The following is a 23,305-nucleotide window of genomic DNA, read 5'->3' on the forward strand; positions in this document are numbered from 1 at the left end:
CCGCCGACGTCGACCCGGGTGAACGACCTGCGCCGACGTTGGCTGCTCAGCCATCGCTGCATGCGACGCGCTGTGGGATCGCTCAACGCCGACCCTCGGGCGCCTGCGCACGGGCAGCCCAGCGTCGGCACCGATGGTACTCGTAGACCCCCGGCACCACGCTCAGCAGCAACCCCGGCACCAGCGCGAACGTCCACGTTGCAAGCGGGGCAGGGGACACCGTGAAGGCGGCCGCAGTGGGGACGTGATGCGGGGACAATAGCGGAAAGCCGATCGCCCCCAGTGCGATCCATGGCGCAAGATCCAGGATGCTGTGCACATGCTGCTCGAGGGGAATGATGTCGCGCGTGGGATAGGCGATGCGGGTATCCCAGTATCCCGTCAGCGCATGCAGGCAGGTCATTGCCAGCAGCACGAACCACAGCGCAGGCGTGTCGGCGAACAGCAGCCACAGTACGGTAGCGGTACCGAGCAGGACGATCTGCAGCAGATGCAGCGAGGATTCCCGAAGCCCTGAGGTGGCCTCGATGTGGCTGCGCCGGTGCAGCAGGAAGTCCGATGCTCCGGCGACCAGCCAGACCAGGTACAGCGCATGCCATACGGTCACCCGAGCGGGGTCCGCTGGTGGCGCAAGCACTGCCGCGAGCGCGCCGCAGGCGGTGCCGATCGACACGATACTGTCCATGAGCAGAGTGGCCTTCCGGATAGGGTTCGGAACGTTGACCTTAACGTCGTGCGCTGCAGACCCGCGTGGCGGCGGCGTGAGGAAAATGAGGGCGCTGGTTGATGCACCGGTGACGCTGCCGCTACGTGTTTCATGACCGGCGCGGACGATAGTGGCCGCAACCACCCTGTTTGATGGAGACGTCACCATGGATCACGAACCGCAGTTCCGAACAGCCACCCCGCGCGTGGTCCGCGTGGCGCTGGCTGACCTCTACGTTGGCGGCGACACTGCCGCCGTGGAGCTCGATGGCCATCCCTGCGACGCGTGGGCGCAGGCCCTGGCCAACAGCCTGGTGCAGGACCCCACGCTTCAGGGGGTGACAGCGGAGGTCGATGGCTGCTGGGTCCACTTCACCGGCGTGCGCAAATCCGCCGTCCCGCTCGCGCCCCGGCTGCTGGCGCTGGTGGCCGCTGCCGGCCAGCGCGTCTATGCGCCGCCGCTGCTACGGTCGATCAGGCAGGCTGCACCCAACGCGGCTGCAGCCGCGTAGGGCCCGCAGACATTCGCACCGGCTGCACGCCGCGCAGAGGTGACCTTAGCGCGCGCGCAGGTAGCGTGTGACGCGACTCCGCACCGGAAGCTGACCATGAGCCAACGCGCGCCCCGCATCCATACTGACCCTGACGCCATCCAGCGCCTGAAGGCGCTGCAGCTTCAACTCGATGCCGAACTGCTGGCCGAGCTACACATGCGCGATGGACGCGTCATCGTCGGAACCATCGTGGAGCGGCCGAACATCCAGCAGTTCATCGACGAAGAAGGCAATGAGGGAACCAACGGCCTCATCCGGCTAGATGCGGGGCAGGAACCGGTCCAATTGATCTGGCTGGACGAGGTAGAGCGTGTCGTCCGTATCGGGTCCTTCTGAAGCAGTCGCTATCGTCCAGCCGTGACGCCACGGCGGCCGCCGGCGGTGGCCACGGCAAGCTCCACCATCACCAGCGCCGCCAGGACCCAGATGAAGCTGCTCCTGCCGGCCGCCACGAGCAGCCACCCTCCCACTGCGGGGAACCCGAAGATGCCGATGAAGTAGGCCACCACGAACCAGGTCAGCGCCGCATGGCGGTCCTCCTGCGCCGATGCATTGACCGCCCACGTCTGGATGACCGGGTACAGCAGTCCGTATCCAGCGCCTGTCAGCACGGCGGCTGCCCCGTGGAATGCCGGATGCACCGCGCTACCGAGCAGGCACATCACGCCGGCAGCCAGACAGGTCAGCAGGCAGATCACCACCGTCCCGCGTGGCCAGGACGACAACCGGCGCACCAGCAACAGCCTCAACACCACGGCAGTGCCGGCGTGCAAGGCAAAAAACGCACTGGCACTGGCACCGGTACCCTCGGTGAGCGAACTCTGGAACGCCATGATGCCGGAGAACACGGCGCCGCCCAGGCCGGCCATCACGATGGGCCGGATCGCCCCCGTCGGGACGAGCGCGGTGATCTTCCGAGCCCATGGCCGGAGGCGGGGCGTTGCGGGTACGCGCGGCGCGCTCAGGCCGAAAGCGAACAGCAGGGAGGCCGCCACCAGCGCCGTCACCCCCACCCACAGGAATGCGGAAGAAAAGGCCAGTCCCGCGTTGTCCAGCAGTGCGGCAAGCACGACGGGACTGCCGCAGATCCCGGTCATCTGGAACGCGCTGAACCGGGTGAAGCCAGGGCCGCGTTGCTGGTCGTTCAGCCGCTCGGACAATGCCAGGGGCGCGCCCAGATAGAACATGCCCCAGCCAAGCCCGACCAACAAGGCTGCCAGACGGGGCAGGGATGCCGGATCGAGTCCCGCCAGGCTGCCCAGCAGCAGGTAGCCGGCCGCCATGGCGAGGGCGCCAAGTGCCCCCAAGCGCGCGGAATCGACCCGTCCTGCCCACCAGCCGACCAATGGCACGCCAACCAGGGTACCCAGCAGCGCCATGGTGAGGGTGGTCCCTGCGTCCAGCTCGCTGCCGCCCTGCGCGCGGAACCAGGACGCGATCAGAAACGTGGCGCCGTACCCGGCAGCGCTCAGCAGCGTGCCGAACAGGATGCATAGTGTTGACGAGCTGCGCATCTGTCAGGTGCCATGCCGTACTGAAGGCGCATCCGGCACGGCCGGTGCCATCGCCCTGAGCAGCGCCACGGCCTCCGCCAGGCGTCGGCCGACATAGCCGATTTCCTCTTCGTTGTTGAAGCGACCGATCCCTATCCGCACGCTGGACTGGATGCGCGATGCGCTGGCTCCCATTGCAAGCAGCACATGCGAGGGAGAGTGCAGCGCCGAGGTGCAGGCAGAGCCTGAAGACAGCGCGATATCAGGCAGCTCAAGCAACAACGAAGCGGCATCCACGCCGGCGAAGGAGATGTTCAGCGTGCCGGGCAGGCAGGCTGTCGGGTGACCGTTGATCGCGATATCCGGCACGTTGGCCACAAGGTAGTCGCGCAGCGTGCCGCGCAGCCGGCCCACCCTCGCCGATTCGGCATGCCTGCGCTTCACGGCGAGCTCGACTGCCCGGGCGAACCCGACGATGCCCGGCACGTTGAGCGTACCCGAACGCAGGCCACGCTCGTGCCCGCCGCCCACGATGAGGGGAGACAGGGCCGCGCGGGGATTGGTGGAATCGACATACAGCGCGCCGACTCCTTTCGGGCCATGGATCTTGTGGGCGGAAAAAGCCGCCATGCCGATGCCCATCCGCTTCACGTCCAGGGCGGTCTTTCCCAGGGCTTGCGTTGCATCGGTATGGAACACCACGCCATGGTCGCGGCAGATCGCCCCGATCTCTTCGGTTGGCTGCAAGGCCCCTGTTTCATTGTTGGCGGCCATGATGGAGACGAGCCGAGTGTCATCGCGTATCGCGTGCCGGACCGACTCCGGGGTCACCACGCCATCTTGCCCGGGACGCAGGCAGGTCACCGGAACGCCGCGGTCGGTGAGTCGCGCACAGGTGTCCAGTACCGCCTTGTGCTCGATCATCGAGGTGATGACATGGCGCTTCGACGCGCCGCGCAGGGCATCCAGCCCTGACAGCGCAAGGTTCACGGACTCCGTGGCCCCCGAGGTGAACACGATGTCGGTCGGCCTGTCGGCATTGATGGCATTGGCAATGGACTGCCGGGCCACCTTCACCGCGTCAGCTGCCGCCCAGCCGAAAGCGTGGCTGCGGCTGGCTGGATTGCCGTAGCAGGCGGTGAGAAACGGCATCATGGCCTCCAGCACCTCCGGATCCAGTGCGGTCGTCGCATTGTTGTCCAGGTAGATGGACGCGATATCGTCACGCATCCCGGCACCCCGACGAGGGGAGACGGCTGGTGTGCGTACAGGAGGCCGTACCGATGCGCGGCGCGATGCGCTCACCCCGGGTTACCTGGCCGCGATCGCCGACCAGGTTCAGCCTGATGCTTGTCGTGCTGCCGAGAAGATGGCTCAGCTGCAGGCCGCGAACGTAGGCAAGCCTTTCCGACCAGGCACTCTCTTCGAAGAACACTTCGAGCCATGTCGTGGCCTGGTCCGCGACACCGGCTGCCCGGACGAAGTACTCGGTGGTGATGGCCGCGCAGGTCAGTCGCCCGGTCGGCCCTTCGTCTCCTGCACGGGCCGGCGCGGTGTCAGCCTCATTGACGATCCTGCGCGCAAGCGCTTCGGGCACATCGCCGGTGGCGAGAAGATGGGAGAGATGCTGGCGCGCGGAGTCCTCATGGATGGCGTGGATGTCCTCGAGCGCTATCCCGCAACGCGCTGCAGCGGGCTGGAAGATGCTGCGTATGGTTGGATGGAGATGGCTCAGGCGCGGACGCCGTTTCTGCGAATGGGTCAGGCCCTCATCCAGGAACTGGGTGCGGAAGATGCCCTGGTGGTCGAACGCAACCGAAAGCCGAGGCTGCGGCAGGCCCTCGTCCACACATGCCCGGGCATGCCGCAGCGCTGCCTCGAAGGCATGGAGCTGTGCCTGCACTTCGATCACGTCGTCGCCGGTGCGCTGGACCCGGGAGTTCCCGGCAAGGAAACCGATGCAGGCAGGCGGCTCCTGCTCGCGGGTCTGCGGATGCCCGGCAGTGCCTGCTCGTTCCTGTACGGGTGCTGCTGGAAGCGGGCCTGATGACTCCATGCACTTCTCCTGAGTTGACTTGTCGAACCCGTGCGGGATACCGATGCACCTCATGCCGGATCAAGTCTAGAAACGCTCAAGGAATCCTCAAGAGGCGGTTTCGCCCGTACGCGACGCATTCGGCTGCCCGCCTGCATTGCAGGGGAGATGACAGCTGTCACTTGTGATCGTCGGGCTTCCAGCGAAGATGGCGGAATGATCGGAACGCCAGTCCGGCAACCGCGCCATCTCCTCAACGTGCCATGCAGATTCTCCAACCGTTCATTGCGCATACCCCGATCTGGGTCTGGGCGTTGCTGGCCTTCCTGGTGACGCGCGGCGTCATGGCCATGAAAGCGGGCGAAACCACGCTGGCGAAACTGGCGATCGTGCCGGCGCTTTTCAGCATGTGGGGGCTGTGGTCGATCAATCACCGCTATCCGGAATCCTGGTCGGCGTGGTCGTTGTGGCTGGCCGGTATCGCAGCGGGGGCATGCATCGGCTGGATGCTGCTGCGCCGCGTGCAGCTGCGCCTGGACTCGTCCACCGGGATGCTGTGGCGCCCCGCGGACTTCAGCCTGCTGCCGTTGCTGCTGGTTACTTTCGTGGTGAAGTACGGCTTCGAATCCGCACTCGCGATGTCGCCGGCGCTGGCCACCGACGGTGCGTTCCGTGCAGCGTATCTGCTGTTGCCCGGCGGCTTCACCGGCATCTTCATCGGCAAGTACTGCCGGTACCTCGTTGCCTCGCGACGGGTGGTGGCAGATGGGCGGGAAGCACCGGCGGCATGATGTAACCGACCCCGTTGACCGGCCTCAGTGCAGCGGCAAGGGCTGACCGCGCGACGCGGCGATCCGCGCCAGGCCACGCAGGCGAATCCGCAGCCAGACCACCGGCAGCCAGCACAGGGCCGCGATCACGAAAAGAGTGATCGCCCAGTACAGCCTCATCGATCGCTGCCCGCAAGGGTAGGCTGCAGACCCTGCAGGGCCGGCCCCTCCAGCAGCCCACCGGGCCGCCTTGCAGAGGCCGTCGCTTCACTTTGCCGCATCGGGCCGCGGCCTACCCGTGCCGCTATTTTGCGCCGGCGAGCTTCCCGATGAGGCGTGTCGGGAGGACAATGGCCGCATGTCTCCTCCCGATCCCCTCCGCAGCACGCTGCGGTCTGCCTTGTCGACAGAAGGCTGGAAACGGCGCGTTGCCCTGTGGGGCGGCGCGGTGGCGGTGGCCCTGGTGGCCATCCTGTTTGCCAAGGCCAGCGATGCCGCCTTCGCGCTGTTCCAGCGCATCATCGACCATTCCCTGTGGTGGGCGCTGCTGCTGACGCCGGGCATCTTCGCCCTGCTGGCGTGGTTGACCAGCGGCGTGCTGCGTCCCACCCGAGGCAGCGGGATTCCGCAGGTGATCGCCGCGCTCGAAAAACCAGAGGATGCGGCGTTCCGTGATGAAAACCTTTCACTGCGGGTGTCGGCCGGAAAACTGCTGCTGACCAGCCTTTCCCTGTTGGGCGGCGCCTCGGTGGGCCGCGAGGGCCCGACCGTGCATGTGGGCGCGAGCCTGATGTACAGCTTCGGACGCTGGTTCGGATTCCGCGATCCACGCGAACTCTCGCACTTCCTGCTCGCCGGTGGCGCCGCCGGCATCGCCGCTGCGTTCAACACGCCGTTGGCCGGCATCGTGTTCGCCATCGAAGAGTTGAGCGGGCGTTTCGAACATCGTTTCTCGGGCACCCTGCTCACCGCAGTAATTGTCGGCGGGGTGGTGTCGCTCGGCCTGCTCGGCAATTACACCTACTTCGGCCGCGTGGCCACGTTCCTGCCGCTGGGACAGGCGTGGCTGGCCATCCTGCTGTGCGGCACGGTCGCCGGCCTGCTGGGCGGTGTATTCGCCAGGCTGGTGCTGTTGAGCGTTTCGGGCCGGCCGCGCTGGCTGGGCCGGCTGCGCCGCGAGCATCCCGTGCTGCTTGCCGCTGCCTGCGGGCTGGTGGTGGTGGGGCTTGCCGCCGGCTTTGGCAACGGCGCGTTCGGCACCGGTTACGAGCAGGCACGTGGGCTGGTGCAGGGGCAGGCGGCGGTAGGCCATGAGTTCGGCCTGATGAAGCTGCTGGCCAACCTGGCGTCGTATGTCGCCGGCATCCCGGGCGGGCTGTTCTCACCGGCGCTGGCGGTCGGAGCGGGGCTGGGCCACAACCTTTCCGTGCTGATGCCATCGGTGGATCCAAGCGCGTTCGTGGTGCTGGGAATGTGCGCCTACCTCACCGGCGTTACCCAGGCGCCGCTCACTTCGGCGGTCATTTCCCTTGAGCTCACCGACACCAATGGAATGCTGCTGCCGATCCTGGCGACGGTGCTGTTGGCGCGCGGGGTGTCCGGGCTGGTCTGCCATGTGCCGATCTACCGTGGGCTGGCCGAGCAGCTGATCGGTGGCGAGCAGGCGGGAGGGCAGGCCGGGGCTGCGCAGCCGCCGCGCTAGAAAGAGCTTGGCGATGGCGCTGTTGCAACGCTACGATCGTCTCGCCGCGACATGGATGTTGACGTGATGGTTCGTGTGCTTTTCTGTCTTGCCCTGCTTTTCGTGCAACCCGTGGCCAGCGCCGAGACCGCATGGAACGGCACCAGCAGCCATTCCCGGGTGGTCGGTTCGGGCGACGTCCGTGATCCTGCGGGCGCGCGCCTGAGCCTGTCCTCCAGCGAGGCCGGGAAAGAAGGCTTCTTCGGCGCGATCACCTCGCTTGATGCCGCTCCTTACCGGGGCAGGGACGTAGTCCTGTCCGGCGTGCTTGGCGTGGAAGAGGGCACCGGCAACGGCGCGCTCTGGCTGCGCGGTGACCAGTCCGATCAAGTGCTCGTTTTCGACACTACGCGAGCAACGCCGGTGACATTGCCCGATGGCGAGCAGGAGCGGCAGCTCCGCTTGTACATCCCGTTGGCGACGACCAGCCTGAAGTTCGGTGCCACCATGACGGGGGTGGGGCGCATCCATGCCGCATCGCTCAAGCTGCACGCCGAGCCCCCGCCGGCGGGAAACGTGTCGGCGTACCAGGTGCTGGACGCCGCCATTTCGCACATCGAAAGCCGGGCCCTCAACCGATCGCGGGTTGACTGGAACACAGCGCGGGCACAGCTGCTGACTGATGATCTGAAGGGGTTGCCCGCAGGGGAAGCCTACCCGAAGGTCCGTGCGGCACTGGCAAAGCTCGGTGATCGGCACAGCTTGTTGCGGACCAGGAACCAGGCCGCGCAGGACAGATCAATCGCCATCGCCAGTGAGCCGCTCATGGCCAACGCGTCGGACGACATCGGCTATGTGCGGGTGCCCGGCCTGCGCGGAACGGACCGGCAGGCCACGCGCAGGTTTGCTGCCGACCTGTGCCAGCGCATAGAAGCGATGGCTGGAACGGTCTCGAAGGGAATGATCGTCGACCTTCGCGGCAATACCGGTGGCAACATGTGGCCGATGGTCAGTGGCCTGTTCCCCCTGCTGGGGGGCGGTCCCATCGGGTCATTCCGGGATGCCGACGGCAACATCAGCCCGTGGACCGAACGCGCGGCCGAAGGATGCGAAGTGGACATGACCATGACGCCGGTCGCGGTGCTGATCGGCCGCCGGACCGGCAGTTCCGGCGAAGCCGTGGCAACCGCATTCAAGGGCCGGCCACGGACGCGGTTCTTTGGGCAGCCCACCGCAGGGGTTGCCACCGGAAACGGCCGCATTCCATTGCCCGACGGCAGCGTGCTCGGCCTCACCCAGAGCAGCTTCCTTGATCGTACAGGCGAGCTGATCCCCGGCAGGTTGACCCCTGATGTTGGCGTGGAAGAAGGTCAGGATGCCATCGCACTCGCCCGCGCCTGGTTGCGCTCAGCATCGAAGTGATCCCGATCACCTCGAAGCAGGGGGTGGGCTGGCGGGCTGCCTCAGCCAGGCGACCCATGCAGAGAATGCAGGCGAGCGCTGCCGGCGATTCGGGTAATACAGTTGGTCGCCGGGCGCGTGCGACTACGCTCAGGGCCGTTGGTGATGACGTGAAAGACAGACAACGGGGCCAGGGCGGCTTCGTAGAAGCGCCGGGAGAACCTATGAAACCGCCACCCCAAGCGGACACCACGGGCGACGACTCAGCGTCATTTCATCGGCGATCCGGGTGATTCATCGGCGGCTTCTGTGGCTTGGTCGCAAAGGGATTGCCATGCCCCCGCGCGAATGGCAACTTGCAGCGGCGATAACGTCGACCTGGAGCCCCGCATGACCCCCGTTGCCCTGTATTCGGCCGATCCGGCCCGCGGCTGGCTGCCCTGGGCCTGGCTGACGCCGATCCTGATGATCCTGTTCAACGCGGTACCGGTGATCGCGCTGGACGGGTGGATGCAGTCGCAGCATTGGTCGACGCCAAGCGGCGATCCGATCGGCCTCGCTGGCTTGCATGCGCTGCTGTGGATCGGCTTTGCGCCGCCGCTGGCGGCCGTGCTCGCTTGGGTACGCTTCGTCGAAGGGCGCTCGCTGGCAAGTATCGGGCTGACCGGTCCGTCGCCGCTGAAAACCTTCCTGCGCGGACTGGCTGTTGGATTCGGCACGATCACGCTGATCGTAGTCGCGATCTGGATGGCTGGCGGCATGCAGGCGGCGGGCTTGGGGCAAGCCTGGTGGTCGCCCGTCAGTCTGCTGCACATCGGTCTGCTGCTATTGAGCTTCATGTTCCAGGCGAGCGTGGAGGAAGTCATCTTCCGCGGCTGGATGCTGTCGGTGGTGGCGCGCAAGACCAATATCGCGGTGGCAGTACTGCTGGTTTCGCTCGTTTTCTGCTTCCTGCACTTCAGTCCGCACCAGCCGCCCCGGGTCATGATCGGTACGTTCCTATTCTCGCTGTTCGCCTGCGCCTGGGCGCTGCGGACCGGCACTATCTGGGGCGTGATGGGCTGGCACACGGGGTGGAACTGGTTGCTCGCCACCGGCTTCGAACTGCCCGTCACCGGCATCGATGCGCACTTGCCGGCGCTGCTGGTGGCGCTGCGCCCGCAAGGCCTCGACATTCTGACCGGTGGCGCGGAAGGGCCGGAAGGCAGTTACCTGTGCAGCGTCTTCTTCGTCGCCGCGATCGCGTGGATCCAGTGGCGAAAGACGCGCGTAGCTCAGAACTACTCGCCGACCAGCAGGTAACGCCAGTGCCCGAGCGGCATCGCACCATCCTGGCATCGTCCTGTTGTATGCCCTCGGCTGGGTTCTGGTCGGCATCCGCAGCAGGCTGGAGACTCATGTGAACCTGCTTGAGGCTTCATTGGCTGAGCGGTCGGCGCGAGCGGGCGCCGGCTTGTAGTGGTTACAGAGCGTTCCACGCGTCACCATTCAGTTACAGGCTCAGCGTAATACCCCCGGCGTATAGTGGCTGCATCCTCACCGCAAGGATCGACGCTATGCAGAAGGGCTCGGATCTACTGGTCAAGGCGCTGGAAAACGAGGGCGTAGACCGCATCTTCGGCGTGCCGGGCGAGGAGAATCTGGACTTCCTGGAGTCACTCCGGAACTCGAAGATCGAACTCGTCCTCACCCGCCATGAGCAGGCAGCCGCCTTCATGGCCGCCACCCACGGCCGGCTCACCGGCAGGCCCGGCGTGTGCCTGGCTACGCTGGGCCCGGGCGCGCTGAACTTCTCCACCGGTGCGGCGTATGCCCATCTGGGCGCGTGGCCGATGATCCTCATCACCGGCCAGAAGGCGGTAATGAGTGCCAAGCAGGCGCGCTTCCAGATCGTGGATATCGTGGCGTCGATGAAGCCGCTCACGAAAATGACGCGGCAGATCGTCAGCCCGGCGTCGATCCCCGCCATGGTGCGTGATGCGTTCCGTGTGGCAATGGAAGAGCGGCCCGGGCCGGTCCATCTGGAACTGCCGGAGGACATCGCCGGTGAGGAAGTGGAGGATATCCCGGTCATCCCCGTCCATGCGCTGGAGCGGCCCATCGCGGCGCCTGCCGCGCTCGATCGGGCTGAAGCGGCCATCCTCGCGGCAAAGCGACCGCTGGTGATGATCGGCGCAGCCGGAAGCCGGCCGTGGCTGACCGAGGCGCTGTCCGCGTTCGTGGCGCGCACACGCCTGCCGTTCTTCAATACCCAGATGGGCAAGGGCGCCGTTACCGGCGGCTCCAACCTTTACATGGGCACGGCCGCATTGTCCGAAGGGGATTATGTCCACGAGGCGGTGGCCCGCGCCGACCTGATCATCGCCATCGGCCATGACACGGTCGAAAAGCCGCCCTTCCTGATGAAGAGCAGCGGCGGGCCGAAGATCATCCATATCAGTTTCCAGTCGGCCACGGTCGAGCAGGTCTACCACCCGGATATCGAAGTGCTGGGCGACATCGGCGCCTCGGTGGATGCGTTGGCGGAGCGGCTGGAAGGCCGCTTGGCTACCGACGAAGGCATGACCGGACTGCGGCAGAAGATCCTCGCCCGGCTGAATGATCGTTCCGAAGAAGACCGGTTCCCGATCACCCCGCAACGGATAGTGCACGACGTGCGCCAGGCGGTGCCGGACGATGGCATCGTCTGCCTCGATAACGGCATGTACAAGATCTGGTTTGCCCGCAACTACCGCACGCATGTGGCCAATACGCTGCTGCTCGACAATGCGCTCGCCACGATGGGCGCCGGCCTGCCGTCGGCGATGATGGCGGCGATGCTGTATCCACAGCGCCGGGTCATGGCGGTGTGTGGCGACGGCGGCTTCATGATGAACTCGCAGGAGATGGAAACCGCCGTGCGGCTGGGGCTCAACCTGGTCGTGGTGATCCTCAACGACAGCGCCTACGGCATGATCCGCTGGAAGCAGGCGGTGGATGGCTTCGAGGATTTCGGCATGCGCTTCGGCAACCCGGACTTCGTGAAATATGCCGAGGCGTACGGCGCGAAGGGCAGCCGGGTGACCGCCGTCGAGGAGCTGGTGCCGATGATCGAAGCGGCCTTCTCCGGTGGTGGCGTGCACGTGCTGGATGTGCCGATCGACTATTCCGAAAACACCCGCGTGCTGGTGGATGAACTGCGCAACCGCACGCCCGACGTGGGCTGCGCATGACCGCCCGTACCCTGGAAAGGAGCCCAACATGCTGACCGTCGTACAGGCCTTCGACCGCGCGCCCATCACGGAAATTGGATTCGACACCGCCGCGGCGCTGGAACACAAGCTCAGTGCCGCCGAGCGTGTCTTCAAGGATCGCGACGGCTGGCTGCCGCCGCACGAACGCATCGCGATCCTGCGCAGGCTGGCTGCGTTGATGGACGCCAAGCGCGACCACCTCGCCCTGCAGATCGCACGCGAGGGTGGCAAGCCGTTGCCGGACGCCATCATCGAAACCACGCGTGCCATCGATGGCGTCCACAACGCCGCCGACGAACTACGCAACTTTGGTGGTCGGGAGATCCCGATGGGTCTTTCAGCTGCGGCGGTGGGGCGCTGGGCATTCACCACCCGCGAGCCCATCGGCATCGTGGCGGCGATCTCGGCGTTCAACCACCCGCTCAACCTGATCGTGCACCAGGTCGCCCCGGCGATCGCCGTGGGGTGCCCGGTGATCATCAAACCCGCATCGGCAACGCCACTTTCCTGCTTCGATTTCGTGGCGATGGTGCATGAAGCCGGGCTGCCCGAGCCGTGGTGCCAGAGCTTTCTGCCGGAAGGCAACGACCTGGCCGAGGCACTGGCCACCGACAAGCGCGTTGCCTTCCTGAGCTTCATCGGATCGGCCAGGGTAGGGTGGTCGCTGCACAGCAAGCTGGCACACGGCGCCCGCTCGGCACTGGAGCACGGCGGGGTTGCGCCGGCCGTTGTCGACCGCAGTGCGGACCTGTCAAAAATCATCGAACCCATCGTCAAGGGCGGCTATTACCACGCCGGCCAAGTGTGCGTTTCCACCCAGCGAATTTTCGTCCATGACAGTATCGCCGACGACTTCACCGAGGCGCTGATTGCCCGGGTGGAACGGCTGCGTACCGGCAATCCCACCCTGGAAGACACCGACGTGGGGCCGCTGATCCAGCCCCGCGAGGCCGACCGGGTGGCCGAGTGGATCGACGAAGCCGTGAAGGGCGGTGCGAAGCTCGCCAGCGGCGGCAAACGGCTTTCCGAGACCACGCTGCAGCCGACCGTGCTGCTCGATCCGGCCGCTGATGCGCGGGTGACCACGCAGGAAGTGTTTGGGCCGGTGGTGGCGGTGTATCGATATTCGGATCTGGACCAAGCCATTGCCCGGGCGAACTCGCTGCCGACCGCCTTCCAGGCCAGCATCTTCGCGCAGGATATCGACATCGCCATGCGCGCGGCCAACCGGTTGGATGCCTCGGCGGTGATGATCAACGACGCCACCGCGTTCCGCACCGACTGGATGCCGTTCGCCGGCCGCCGCGAATCGGGCTACGGCACCGGCGGCATTCCTTACACCATGCGGGACATGTCGCAGGAGAAGATGATCCTGATGCATAGAAGCTGAGCGGGAATGCGCCGCCTTCACGCTACCTCTACTTCTCCCGGCATCAACTGAACGTCGGTCTTGGCACAGCCGAAAACGCCGCTATAGTCCGAACACCCCCGAAGAAGGAGATGGTGAAATGTTCCTCAGCAAACCCAATCTGACGACCGCACGCAACCTTGGTATCGCCCTCATCGCTGGTGTCAGCCTGAGCGCCTGCGCTACCTATAAGGACGACTTCGCACGCATCGATTCGCGCCTCGACCAGCTCGACGTGAAGGTGCAGGGCGCCGCACAGAGCGCCGAATCGGCCAACCAGTCCGCGACCCAGGCCAACCAGCGCCTCGACCAGATCGAAGGCCGCGTCCAGCAGCTCGAGCAGGCGCCGCGCCGCAAGCCGCGCGGTTGATCGCCCGACACGTTTGAACCAGGCACCGGTGGCCTGCACAGGCCACTGGTTTCCTCGGGAGCAGTAGAAACTGATTCAAAGGAAGTGTCCCATCCGTACTCATCCATCCTCCAGAATGCGGCCCGTTTGCGGTGTGCTGGCACTCGCGCTGGCGTTGGCGTGCACCGCACCGGTGAGCGCGAAGAACGCCGCCGCGCAATCCGCCGCTGCGGTCGACGAACTCCCGGAAGGCCAAACGGTGTCAGACACCGTGATCGAACTGGCCGGCTGGGTCGTTGCTTCCAAAGACAGCCAAGGCTACCCATTTGCGATCATGGACAAGGCGGCTGCGCAGGTCCTGGTCTTCGACGGGGAAGGCCGATTGCGCGGTGCCGCGCCCGCGCTGTTCGGGTCGGCCACCGGTGACCACACCGCGCCCGGCGTCGCTGGCCTGGCCCTGCGGGCCATCCCGGGACGTGACCGCACAACCCCGGCGGGTCGCTTCATCGGCGGCTACGGACCCTCGATCGATGCAGGGCGCGTGCTCTGGGTCGACTACGATTCGGGCGTCGCGCTGCATCCCATCACCACCGGCGTACCGTCAGAGAAGCGTGCCGAGCGACTTGCTTCGGCCTCGCCCGATGACAACCGCGTCACCCACGGGTGCATCAACATCTCGCCGACGTTCTACGAACAGATCGTCCGCACCACGTTCGAGCGCGGTGGCGTGTTCTATGTGCTTCCGGACAAAGCGTCGGTGGCCGAGACGTTTCCTGAGTTCGCACAGACGCGTGCCGCGATGAAAGACAGCGGCGAAAAAGCCGCGCGTTGATACGCGCGGCGCAGACACTCAACGCGCTTGCGCCCTCAGGCGTTCGCAGGTTTCCTTGGCACGCTGCAGGCCCATGCCCTCCGGCGAAGCGGGATCAGGTTCGCCGAGGGTGAACGCCTCCATCCGCGCATCATGCGCGGCGCGCACCTTGGGGGCAGCCAACACGGCGGCAAGCAGCTCGGGCAGCTCGACTTGGTCGCGCTGGCCAAGGAACGCTTTCAGCTCGGCGGGGGTGTAGACACTCGCCAGCAACTGATCGAATTCGGCCTGTTCGACAGGGTCCTGGATGCCCTCGGCTACCTGCCTCACGCCGGCTGACAGATGTGCCGCCATCGCGGCCTTGATCGCTTCGCGGCACGCGGGGGGATCGTCGGGAGCGGCGATACCTTCGCCGCTGCCAAAGGCACGCAGGAAGGCCTGGCCCTCTTCGATGACCTGCCTGGTCACGATTTCCGTGTTGACCTCGTGGGCCAGTTCCAGCGGCGTGGCAGCCAGCGCCGGCAGGCTGGCCAACGCCAGCAGCGCCGCGCCGGTCCAGCGCACGCGCCGGCTCCGCAGCCGTGTGCTGGGCAGCCTTGCAGCGGGGATGCCGTCTCGTTCTTTCATATCCAGGGGAGCGTCGCCATGCGGCGGGCAAGGATAGCGCATCGCCTGCGGTCTGCCGCCGCGACACCTCGTGCGTGCGCCTGTCTGTGAGGCGGCCGCCGGGCGGGCATGTGGAAACACTATTGACATGGTGGATGCGCACCGTCGGTACCTCGCAGGATGGGCGATGCAGGCAGTCTGCGCAGCGCGATGTAGCGCGCGGTGCTGCCGGCGCCAGTGCCATGTCACTGCGGATGCGCCGTTCCATCACGGGGCCACGACATTGCCGGCAAACGTCATTCCGAGCGCATTGAACGGGGCGCGGCGTCCTTCGATGGCGACGGCGCGGATACGGACGCACGCGTGACCAGCCGGTGCGCAAGCACCTGATTGACGGCCACGCGGCCAGCGGTGGGGGTGCGGCGGATCTGCCGCAACAGGATGTCCACCGCGCTGTCGGCCATGTCTGCCACGGGCTGATGCAGGGTGGTCAGTTCCGGCCACACCATCGTGGCGGCGGACGTGTCATCGAAACCAACGACGGAAAGATCGCCGGGCACCTCCAGGCCGCGCCGGTGCGCCACTGAAACCACGGCCGATGCCATGTCATCGTTGCTGGCGAAGATCGCGCTGGGGCGCTGATCCAGGGCCAATAAGCGTTCGGCTGCGTCCAGTCCGGAGCGGTAGGTGAAGTAACCGGGCTGGACAAGGGAGGCGTCATAGTCGATCCCGGCGTCAGCCAGCGCATCCCGGTAACCTTGCCATCGATGCGCGCTGGCGGTCTGGTTTGGATCGCCCTTGATGTAGCCGATGCGCGTGTGTCCGTGGGCCAGCAGATGCGACATGACGTCGCGGCTTGCTTGGCGGTCATCGATGCGTACGCAGGAAATATGATCGCTGAAATGGCTGGACGCGATGGAAACCACGGGAATGCCGGCGTCGACGAAGACATCGACAATGTCCTTTGTTTCGCACAGCGGCGGCGGAAGAATCACGCCCGAGACCGTGATGGAGAGCTGCCGTGCCGCCTCCCGACGCGCCTGGCTGTCCAGCTCATCCCAACTGGCAATCACCAGCTGCGCCGCTGAGCGGGTAGACCCGCGCAGCGCGCCGACCAGCAGCTCGCGCAGGTAGCTGGAGCTGGGATTGGTGTAGATCAACGCGATGCAGGTGTGCTGCGCGGCGGCCAACGCACTGGCGGCAGGGTTGGGCCGGTAGTCCAGTTCCTGCACGCTGCGCATGACCCGGTCACGGTTGCCTTCGCGCACGCCGGCATGGCCATTGATGACACGTGAAACCGTCATCGGCGAAACGCCCGCATGCGCGGCGACGTCATCGATGGTGACGGCGCTTGCCTTGCGACGGACCGCTTTTTGGCTGCTTTTCAAACAATCAACTCCTTTGCTGCGCTGCATGATGACAAGCGCGATCCGGGGTGAGTAGTCTGCGCCCGAGACGTGATGGTAGCGCTACCACTGAGCCAGAGTAAGGCCAGCAGGTACCCCCCCCTTACCGCGCGGCTGTTCTGGCAAATCCGCAAGCGAGTTTGAGTCGCAGTGAAGGCAACGCGCACTGCGATGTTCGGTTTGGAAGACGGGCGTCGCCCGTACGTGCCCCAGAAGGGGCGGTGCATCCATTCGATCGTATGTCAGAGGGGAGAGTCATGAGCGCTGTTACTGTCCGTCGTACACCCGGCTGGAGGGCTCTGCCATGAGCCGGACGCTGGCGAAGTTCACCTCCAGGGCCATGTTCACCTTCGTCGGCGGCGTCCTGGTCATCAATCCCGCCTTCGCGCAGGACCCGGCCACGCCGGCGCCCGTGGCGCAGCAGCAGGGCCAGGCGAGCCCGACCCAGCTGGACGCCGTGCAGGTCACCGGCATCCGCAACAGCCTCAGCCAGGCGATGGATATCAAGCGCGACTCGGCCGGCGTGGTGGATGCCATCAGTGCGGAGGACATCGGCAAGTTCCCCGACACCAACCTCGCCGAGTCACTGCAGCGCATCACCGGTATTTCCATCGAACGCCGTGATGGTGAGGGTGCACAGGTCACCGCGCGCGGCTTCGGGCCGCAGTTCAACATGGTCACGCTCAACGGGCGCCAGATGCCCGGCGCCGATGCCTTCGGTGCATCTGGACAGGTCGCCATCGGCGGTGTCGACGGCGGTACCCGTGCCTTCAACTTCGCCCAGCTTGCCGCCGAGGCCATCAACGGCATCGAGGTCTACAAGACCAGCCAGGCCAATGTGCCCAGCGGTGGCATCGGCGCAACGATCAACATCCTGACGGCGCGACCCTTCGACCATCAAGGCACCGTCGCCAGTGCCGGCGCGAAGATCGTTTCCGACGAGAGCCAGCCGTTCGGTGACGACCTGACGCCGGAACTGTCCGGCCTCTTCAGCTACAGCAACCCGGAAAAGACCTTCGGTGTTGGCGTGAGCGCCAGCTACCAGAAGCGCAAGGGTGGCTCGGTGCAGGCCACCAACAATTACTGGAACATCCAGCCGTGGACCGGCACGCTGCCGGGCAATCCGACCGTGGTCAATGCACCGGCAGTGGGCGCGCTGTACGGTCGCCCGAACGACCTCCGCTACGCGTTTTCCGAGTTCGAACGCGAGCGCATAAACGGCCAGGCCGTGCTGCAGTTCGCGCCAACCGATGCGGTGACGCTGACCCTGGATTACACCTATTCGACCAACGAGATCACCGAAAATCGTGGCGAACAGGGCATGTGGCTGCAGAACAGCAACTACACCGACGTCGAGTTCGACACCAGCGGCGCGGTAGCCACGCCGATCTACATCCGAGAGGTCGCGGGCACCAAGGATTTCGGGCTTGAGCAGCAGCGCAGCATGCAGAAGTACAAGCTGGGATCGCTTGGCTTCAATGCACTGTGGCAACTTACCGATCGGTTCAAGCTGAGCTTCGACGCGCACGATTCCAAGAACGAGAGCCGGCCGAACGATCCGCTCACCGGGGGCGGCTCCATCTTCAGCAGCATCGCCGGTACCAACAACTGCACCACCGGGCCGCATTGCGGTGGGTCGTGGGTGCAGGAAATGAACTTCAACAACGGCCTGCCGGTGGGCACGCAGGTCTGGTACCCGAGCACGGCCGATGCACTCGCCAAGGTCAACGGCGTGGTCAATCCGGGGTTCGTGCCGGGCGAGATCGGTTCGCAGGTGCTGCGCATCAATTCGCAGACCCAGGTCAGCGAGATCAAGCAGGGCCGCGTCGACGGTGAGTGGAGTTTCGACAAGGGTCGCTTCCAGTTCGGCGTGGATTCGAGCAAGCAGACCACCCACCGCATCCAGGCCGCGGAGAACTACAACACCCTGGGCGACTGGGGCGTGGCCAACGTCGACGGGGATGTGGCCAATGGGCTGATGGACCTGCTGCAGCCGGTCAACATCGTCGGGTTGTTCAACGACTTCAATGCCAACAGCTTCACCGCCTGGCGCGGCGATGCTGGCCGCCTGGCACAGTGGGCGGCGGACAACTATGGCGCCAGTCTCGGCGTGAGCCCGCAGCGCGCCGCCGACAACCTGGTGGAGGAGAAGACGAAATCCGCTTATTTCCAGGTCGAGCTGGACGGTGAGCTGGGCGGGCTGCGCACCAATACCCGCCTGGGCGTGCGCTATGAAACCACCGATGTGGTGTCCACTTCGGTCATCGCCATTCCGGAGGCCATCGAATGGCAGTCCAACAATGACTTCCGCGTGGTGTTGTCCGATGAGCAACAGCCGTTCACCGAAAAGAACAGCTACAGCTACGTCCTGCCCAACCTCGATTTCAGCATCGACCTCATGGACGACCTGAAGGGGCGCGTCTCGTTCGGCAAGAGCATCGCGCGTGCGCCGATCGGAAACCTCTACGCAGGTCCGACCGCACAGCAACCGTTCGGCTCGGTGCTGATCGATCCGTCTTCGCGCGCCAGCGGCACCGCACAGAACCCGCAACTGAAGCCACTGGAGTCGGACAACCTCGACATGGCGCTGGAGTGGTACTTCGCTGACGCCAGCTACGTGTCGGTCACGTATTGGAACAAGCGGGTCGCCAACTTCATCGGCAATACCGTGGTCCAGGAAAACCTGTACGGACTGCGCGATCCCACTGCCGGTCCGGATGCACAGGCGGCGCTGGCCTTCCTCACCAGCGGCGCCTGCGCTACCCAGGTGGGCGCGGCGAATGCGGCGGCCTGCAATGCCAACGACACCGCGTTGTTCACCGCGCTGGCACTGCTGCGCAACAATCCCGCCGGCCTGGGTGCCTACAACGGGACAGACGCGCAGGTGCTGTCCACCGAAGCCGCCTACGATCTGTATGGCACCGCAGCCGACCCCCTGTACCAGTTCAACGTCAACCGCCCGATCAACCAGAACGAGTCCAAGCTGAGTGGTTGGGAGCTTGGTGGCCAGTACTTCTTCGGCGATACCGGGTTCGGCGTGCTGGCCAACTACACCATCGTCAACGGCGACGTTGGTTACAACGATGCGGGGGATCCGAACATAGACCAGTTCTCGCTCACCGGCCTCAGCGACACCGCCAATGCCATGCTGATGTACGAAAAGTACGGATGGTCGGTACGCCTGGCCTGGAACTGGCGTGACGAGTATCTGATCCTGGCCAACCAGGGCACCAGCCGCAATCCCTACTATGTGGAAGAATACGACCAGTGGGATCTCAGCGTGAACTACACACTGAATGAGAACTGGTCCTTCGGCCTGGAGGCGATCAACCTGACCGGAGAGGACGTCCGCTGGCGTTCGCGCACCTCGCAGATGATCGTGAAGCTGGCGGACCAGAGTCCGCGTTACATGCTCGGCGTGCGTTACAGGTTCTGAACCGTGGGGTGCCGCTGCCTTGCCGGCGGCACCCGTTCAAGGCTCCTGCTGGGAGGGGACGACACCGTGTCGCGATACGAAATGCTCAACAACATCGCCCACCACGACCTGCGCGTGGCGACCGGCTTCGGGCCCGAATTCGGCGATGCGGTGGGCATGCTGCCGGCCTATCCGAGCGAGTTCGCCGAACTGCAACGGGAATATCCCATCTTCCTGCGCCGCGATGTCGACAGCGGCGCCTGGCAAGCGGTAGCGCTGCTCGGGTTCGAGCAGCATGAGAATCTGTTCCTGCAGGACGGCCACTGGAATGCCTCCTACCTGCCCGGGGCTGCGGCAAAAGGGCCGTTTCTGATCGGCTTCCAGGACCGCCATATCGATGGCGCGCTCAGCCAAGAAGCGGTGCTGCACGTGGATCTTGATCATCCGCGCGTGACCGCGATGCAGGGTGAGCCGGTGTTCCTGCCGCAGGGGGGAAACTCCCCTTACCTGGACCATATCGCCAGCGTACTGCGCGGCATCCATGATGGCCACGCGTTCGGTGCGGACATGTTCGCCGCGCTGGACGCGCAAGGGCTGATCCAACCGGTCACGCTGGATGTGCAGGTCGATCCGGAACATCGGTTCACGGTCAACGGGCTGCACGCGATCGACCGTGATCGCCTGGCGCTGCTGGACGGCGCCGCGTTGGCCGGACTCAACCGCGCCGGCTATCTGGAAGGGGCCTATCTGATGCTCGCGTCGCTGCACAACATGCGCCGCCTGATCGCCGAGAAACAACGACGCCTGCGCATGCAGGATGCTGCGTCTACGGCGGGCAGGAACTGACCGATGCGGGACGCCGTTGCCATGCGCGCACTGGAAGGCCTGGACCCCGGCGCGCTGCCGTTGCAGGCGCTGGTGGACGCTGGCGAGCCGGTGGTGCTGCGTGGCATCGTGCGCGACTGGGGACTGGTGCAGGCCGGATTGCGCGGCCCCCACGAGGCCATGGCCTACCTGCGCCGCTTCGACGCAGGGTTGCCGGTTCCGTATTCTTTCGGCGATCCCGGTATTGAAGGGCGACCGTTCTACACGGCGGACTTCACCGCGTTGAACATCGAGGTCCGGCGCGGCGTGCTGTCAGAGGTGCTGGAGGCGATCTCCGACCATCTCGCTTCGCCCAGCCCGCCGACCTACTACGTCGCCTCGCTGCCGGTCGCGCGTGCGCTGCCCGGGTTCACCGAGCACAACGACGCCGGGCTGGCCGGGCAGGGCATCGAAGCGCCGGCAAGCATCTGGATCGGCAACCGGGTCACGGCCTCCTGCCACTACGACACCCCGCAGAACCTGGCGTGCTGCACGGTCGGCCGACGCCGGTTCACCCTGTTTCCGCCCGAGCAGATCGACAATCTCTACCCCGGCCCGATGGATCCCACCCCCGGCGGGCAGGCGGTCAGCGTGGTGGATTTCGACCGCCCGGATTTCGATCTGCATCCCCGTTTCCGTGATGCCCTGGCGAGTGCGCAGAGCGCCGAACTGGAGCCCGGTGATGCCATCTTCATCCCGAGCCTGTGGTGGCACCACGTGCGCAGCCTGGAGCCGTTCAACGTACTGGTGAACTACTGGTGGCGCGGTTCGCCGAGCATGCTGGCCTCGCCCCTGCCGGCGCTGCAGCATGCGATGTGGGCACTGCGTGATCTGCCAGCGCGTGAGAAACAGGCGTGGGCGGCGATCTTCAACTACTACGTATTCGGCCCCGCCGAGCGCGCCGGGCAGCATCTGCCCGAAGCCGCACGGGGCGAGCTGGCACCGTTCGACACGACCCAGGCGCGGCGCATGCGTGCCCGGCTGCTGGCGCTACTCAACCGTTGATGGGGACATCGCATTGAACGCTGTGGACACAACAGATGGTCGGATCCGCAAGGTCGTCATCGCCGGCGGTGGCACTGCCGGTTGGCTTGCCGGCTGCGCGCTGGCCCACCAGTTCCGCGATCAGCTGGACATCGTGCTGGTGGAGTCCGAGCAGATCGGTACCGTCGGCGTGGGCGAATCCACCGTGCCGCCCATCCGCATGTTCCATCGCTTCCTGCAGATCGACGAGCAGGAGTTCCTGCGCGCAGTGGCTGGTACGTTCAAGCTCTCGATCTCGTTCGAGAACTGGCGTCGCCCCGGTGACCGTTTCATCCATCCGTTCGGCACCATCGGGCAGGGCACCTGGGCCACGCCGTTCCATCACTTCTGGTTGGAGAGCCTGCGCCGGGGCATGCCCTCGGACCTGGGCGAGTTCTGCCTGGAAAGTGCGGCCTCGCTGGAAGACCGGTTCTCGCTGCAGACCCAGCCGCAGGCCAGCTACGCCTATCACTTCGACGCCAGCCTCTACGCCAGGTTCCTGCGCGGCAAGGCCGAGGCAAACGGCCTGCGCCGGGTGGAAGGCAAGATCCGCGAAGTCCGCCAGCACGCCCATGACGGCGCCGTGGCATCGCTGGTGCTGGAAGACGGCCAGGTCATCGAGGGCGACCTGTTCATCGACTGCACCGGCTTCCGCGGCCTGTTGACCGAGCAGACCCTGCATACCGGCTATGAAGACTGGCACGAATGGTTGCCCAGCGATCGCGCCGTTGCGGTACAGACCGAGTCGGTGAATCCGCCGGTCCCGTACACGCGCGCCATCGCACACGAGGCCGGATGGCGCTGGCATATCGCGCTGCAGCACCGGGTGGGCTGTGGGCTGGTGTTTTCCAGCCGCCACATGTCCGATGACGAGGCGCAGGCCAAGCTGCTGCGTGACGTCGAGGGCCGGCCCCTGCGCGACCCATGGCTGGTCCCGTTCCGCAGCGGGCGCCGGTTGAAGGCATGGAACAAGAACGTGGTGGCGCTGGGGCTTGCCAGTGGGTTCATCGAGCCGCTGGAATCCACCAGCATCCACCTGACCATCAGCGCGGTAGTGCGCCTGATCCAGTTGTTCCCGCTGGAGGGCATCAGCCCATCGCTGATGGAGCTCTACAACGATGTCAGCCGCCAGGAAATGGAACACGTGCGCGACTTCATCATCCTGCATTACCACGCCAACCAGCGCGACGAGCCGATGTGGAAAGCGTGTCGGGAGATGGCGCTGCCTGAGTCGCTGCAGGTCCGACTGCGCGCGTGGCGCGAGCGCGCCCACGCCTGGCAGGACCCCGGCGAACTGTTCCGGGTCGACTCCTGGACCAGCGTCCTGACCGGGCAGGGCATCCAGCCAGGACCGCCGCATCCGCTGTCGCGCGCCATCAGTGATGCGGACCTGCGCACGCTGCTGGATCGCATCCGTCGGCCGGTGCAGCAGGAGGTGGCGAAGATGCCGTCGCAGGCCGCGTTCATCGAGCGCTACTGCAACGCGTCGGCGCAGGCGTGGCAACGGGGCATGGCGGTGACATAGCCGCCCGACATGCTGTTGCCGCTGAT

General features: G+C 65.7%; 21 protein-coding genes. 14 read left to right on the plus strand and 7 right to left on the minus strand.

The window, feature by feature from the left end:
• Positions 1-82 precede the first annotated feature (82 nt).
• The gene (locus H9654_RS01905; protein ID WP_225211793.1) at positions 83-874 is read right to left on the minus strand and encodes a hypothetical protein; all 792 of its coding nucleotides are present in this window, start codon (positions 872-874) and stop codon (positions 83-85) included.
• Between H9654_RS01905 and H9654_RS01910 the strand changes: the two genes are divergently transcribed.
• Together H9654_RS01910 and H9654_RS01915 are read left to right on the plus strand one after the other, a co-directional pair.
• Complete coding sequence (locus tag H9654_RS01910; protein WP_191768566.1) at positions 873-1,217, plus strand: hypothetical protein; 345 nt, start codon at positions 873-875, stop codon at positions 1,215-1,217. The two genes, H9654_RS01905 and H9654_RS01910, sit on opposite strands and share 2 nt — an antisense overlap.
• A 96-nt stretch (positions 1,218-1,313) precedes the next feature.
• Entirely contained in the window at positions 1,314-1,595 is a 282-nt protein-coding gene (locus H9654_RS01915) for a DUF3247 family protein (protein WP_191768568.1), read from the plus strand.
• Positions 1,596-1,603: 8 nt separating this feature from the next.
• Here H9654_RS01915 and H9654_RS01920 read toward each other — a convergent pair whose 3' ends face one another.
• From H9654_RS01920 to H9654_RS01930, 3 genes are read right to left on the minus strand one after another with little or no spacing between them, the layout of a single operon-like run.
• Positions 1,604-2,773: an MFS transporter gene (locus tag H9654_RS01920; RefSeq protein WP_191768570.1), complete on the minus strand. Its 1,170-nt coding sequence runs from the start codon at positions 2,771-2,773 to the stop codon at positions 1,604-1,606.
• Positions 2,774-2,776: 3 nt separating this feature from the next.
• Entirely contained in the window at positions 2,777-3,982 is a 1,206-nt protein-coding gene (locus H9654_RS01925) for a cysteine desulfurase family protein (protein WP_191768572.1), read from the minus strand.
• A complete protein-coding gene (locus H9654_RS01930) occupies positions 3,975-4,862 on the minus strand; it encodes a hypothetical protein (protein ID WP_225211794.1) in 888 nt (295 codons plus the stop codon). Before H9654_RS01930 ends, H9654_RS01925 begins: the two co-directional genes overlap by 8 nt.
• A gap of 188 nt (positions 4,863-5,050) precedes the next feature.
• On the opposite strand from H9654_RS01930, the gene H9654_RS01935 reads away from it, so the two are divergent.
• Complete coding sequence (locus H9654_RS01935; protein WP_191768574.1) at positions 5,051-5,578, plus strand: DUF6622 family protein; 528 nt, start codon at positions 5,051-5,053, stop codon at positions 5,576-5,578.
• Positions 5,579-5,602: 24 nt separating this feature from the next.
• Here H9654_RS01935 and H9654_RS01940 read toward each other — a convergent pair whose 3' ends face one another.
• A complete protein-coding gene (locus H9654_RS01940; protein WP_191768576.1) occupies positions 5,603-5,737 on the minus strand; it encodes a DUF2269 family protein in 135 nt (44 codons plus the stop codon).
• 178 nt (positions 5,738-5,915) lie between these two features.
• On the opposite strand from H9654_RS01940, the gene H9654_RS01945 reads away from it, so the two are divergent.
• The 7 genes from H9654_RS01945 to H9654_RS01975 all read left to right on the plus strand — a co-directional run bounded on the left by H9654_RS01945 (position 5,916) and on the right by H9654_RS01975 (position 14,461).
• Positions 5,916-7,259, plus strand: a complete 1,344-nt coding sequence (locus H9654_RS01945) for a chloride channel protein (RefSeq protein WP_191768578.1) — start codon at positions 5,916-5,918, stop codon at positions 7,257-7,259.
• Between the two features lie 66 nt (positions 7,260-7,325).
• Positions 7,326-8,660 carry a S41 family peptidase gene (locus H9654_RS01950; protein WP_191768902.1) on the plus strand — a complete coding sequence of 445 codons (1,335 nt, stop codon included), beginning with the start codon at positions 7,326-7,328 and terminating at the stop codon, positions 8,658-8,660.
• Between the two features lie 369 nt (positions 8,661-9,029).
• Positions 9,030-9,941 carry a CPBP family intramembrane glutamic endopeptidase gene (locus H9654_RS01955; protein WP_191768580.1) on the plus strand — a complete coding sequence of 304 codons (912 nt, stop codon included), beginning with the start codon at positions 9,030-9,032 and terminating at the stop codon, positions 9,939-9,941.
• A gap of 254 nt (positions 9,942-10,195) precedes the next feature.
• Positions 10,196-11,851 (plus strand): acetolactate synthase large subunit, encoded by a 1,656-nt coding sequence (locus tag H9654_RS01960; protein WP_191768581.1) that lies wholly within the window; start codon positions 10,196-10,198, stop codon positions 11,849-11,851.
• Between the two features lie 28 nt (positions 11,852-11,879).
• Complete coding sequence (locus H9654_RS01965; RefSeq protein WP_191768583.1) at positions 11,880-13,262, plus strand: aldehyde dehydrogenase family protein; 1,383 nt, start codon at positions 11,880-11,882, stop codon at positions 13,260-13,262.
• A gap of 118 nt (positions 13,263-13,380) precedes the next feature.
• Positions 13,381-13,650, plus strand: coding sequence for a hypothetical protein (locus H9654_RS01970; RefSeq protein ID WP_042612885.1), 270 nt, complete (start codon positions 13,381-13,383; stop codon positions 13,648-13,650).
• A gap of 115 nt (positions 13,651-13,765) precedes the next feature.
• Complete coding sequence (locus H9654_RS01975) at positions 13,766-14,461, plus strand: L,D-transpeptidase (RefSeq protein WP_191768585.1); 696 nt, start codon at positions 13,766-13,768, stop codon at positions 14,459-14,461.
• A gap of 18 nt (positions 14,462-14,479) precedes the next feature.
• Here H9654_RS01975 and H9654_RS01980 read toward each other — a convergent pair whose 3' ends face one another.
• Positions 14,480-15,004: a hypothetical protein gene (locus H9654_RS01980; RefSeq protein ID WP_191768587.1), complete on the minus strand. Its 525-nt coding sequence runs from the start codon at positions 15,002-15,004 to the stop codon at positions 14,480-14,482.
• Between the two features lie 338 nt (positions 15,005-15,342).
• Positions 15,343-16,350: a LacI family DNA-binding transcriptional regulator gene (locus H9654_RS01985; RefSeq protein WP_225211795.1), complete on the minus strand. Its 1,008-nt coding sequence runs from the start codon at positions 16,348-16,350 to the stop codon at positions 15,343-15,345.
• 406 nt (positions 16,351-16,756) lie between these two features.
• Here H9654_RS01985 and H9654_RS01990 point away from each other — a divergent pair, with 406 nt between their 5' ends.
• From H9654_RS01990 to H9654_RS02005, 4 genes are all read left to right on the plus strand, one after another.
• Positions 16,757-19,888, plus strand: coding sequence for a TonB-dependent receptor (locus tag H9654_RS01990; protein WP_191768591.1), 3,132 nt, complete (start codon positions 16,757-16,759; stop codon positions 19,886-19,888).
• 66 nt (positions 19,889-19,954) lie between these two features.
• Positions 19,955-20,713: a SapC family protein gene (locus H9654_RS01995; protein ID WP_191768593.1), complete on the plus strand. Its 759-nt coding sequence runs from the start codon at positions 19,955-19,957 to the stop codon at positions 20,711-20,713.
• Positions 20,714-20,716: 3 nt separating this feature from the next.
• Positions 20,717-21,736, plus strand: a complete 1,020-nt coding sequence (locus tag H9654_RS02000) for a cupin-like domain-containing protein (RefSeq protein ID WP_191768595.1) — start codon at positions 20,717-20,719, stop codon at positions 21,734-21,736.
• Between the two features lie 13 nt (positions 21,737-21,749).
• The gene (locus tag H9654_RS02005) at positions 21,750-23,279 is read left to right on the plus strand and encodes a tryptophan halogenase family protein (protein ID WP_191768597.1); all 1,530 of its coding nucleotides are present in this window, start codon (positions 21,750-21,752) and stop codon (positions 23,277-23,279) included.
• Positions 23,280-23,305 lie beyond the last annotated feature (26 nt).

Source organism: Stenotrophomonas lacuserhaii, from assembly GCF_014836545.1.
In the GTDB taxonomy this organism is placed as follows: domain Bacteria; phylum Pseudomonadota; class Gammaproteobacteria; order Xanthomonadales; family Xanthomonadaceae; genus Stenotrophomonas; species Stenotrophomonas lacuserhaii.

Coding starts and splice junctions, on each gene's coding strand:
- H9654_RS01930 (WP_225211794.1), bottom strand. CDS start 4,862: ATGAGGTGCATCGGTATCCCGCACGGGTTCGACAAGTCAACTCAGGAG.
- H9654_RS01955 (WP_191768580.1), top strand. CDS start 9,030: ATGACCCCCGTTGCCCTGTATTCGGCCGATCCGGCCCGCGGCTGGCTG.
- H9654_RS01975 (WP_191768585.1), top strand. CDS start 13,766: ATGCGGCCCGTTTGCGGTGTGCTGGCACTCGCGCTGGCGTTGGCGTGC.
- H9654_RS01960 (WP_191768581.1), top strand. CDS start 10,196: ATGCAGAAGGGCTCGGATCTACTGGTCAAGGCGCTGGAAAACGAGGGC.
- H9654_RS01935 (WP_191768574.1), top strand. CDS start 5,051: ATGCAGATTCTCCAACCGTTCATTGCGCATACCCCGATCTGGGTCTGG.
- H9654_RS01920 (WP_191768570.1), bottom strand. CDS start 2,773: ATGCGCAGCTCGTCAACACTATGCATCCTGTTCGGCACGCTGCTGAGC.
- H9654_RS01970 (WP_042612885.1), top strand. CDS start 13,381: ATGTTCCTCAGCAAACCCAATCTGACGACCGCACGCAACCTTGGTATC.
- H9654_RS01940 (WP_191768576.1), bottom strand. CDS start 5,737: ATGAGGCTGTACTGGGCGATCACTCTTTTCGTGATCGCGGCCCTGTGC.
- H9654_RS01950 (WP_191768902.1), top strand. CDS start 7,326: ATGGTTCGTGTGCTTTTCTGTCTTGCCCTGCTTTTCGTGCAACCCGTG.
- H9654_RS01905 (WP_225211793.1), bottom strand. CDS start 874: ATGGTGACGTCTCCATCAAACAGGGTGGTTGCGGCCACTATCGTCCGC.
- H9654_RS01910 (WP_191768566.1), top strand. CDS start 873: ATGGATCACGAACCGCAGTTCCGAACAGCCACCCCGCGCGTGGTCCGC.
- H9654_RS01945 (WP_191768578.1), top strand. CDS start 5,916: ATGTCTCCTCCCGATCCCCTCCGCAGCACGCTGCGGTCTGCCTTGTCG.
- H9654_RS01965 (WP_191768583.1), top strand. CDS start 11,880: ATGCTGACCGTCGTACAGGCCTTCGACCGCGCGCCCATCACGGAAATT.
- H9654_RS01985 (WP_225211795.1), bottom strand. CDS start 16,350: ATGACGGTTTCACGTGTCATCAATGGCCATGCCGGCGTGCGCGAAGGC.
- H9654_RS01925 (WP_191768572.1), bottom strand. CDS start 3,982: ATGCGTGACGATATCGCGTCCATCTACCTGGACAACAATGCGACGACC.
- H9654_RS01990 (WP_191768591.1), top strand. CDS start 16,757: ATGAGCCGGACGCTGGCGAAGTTCACCTCCAGGGCCATGTTCACCTTC.
- H9654_RS02000 (WP_191768595.1), top strand. CDS start 20,717: ATGCGGGACGCCGTTGCCATGCGCGCACTGGAAGGCCTGGACCCCGGC.
- H9654_RS01915 (WP_191768568.1), top strand. CDS start 1,314: ATGAGCCAACGCGCGCCCCGCATCCATACTGACCCTGACGCCATCCAG.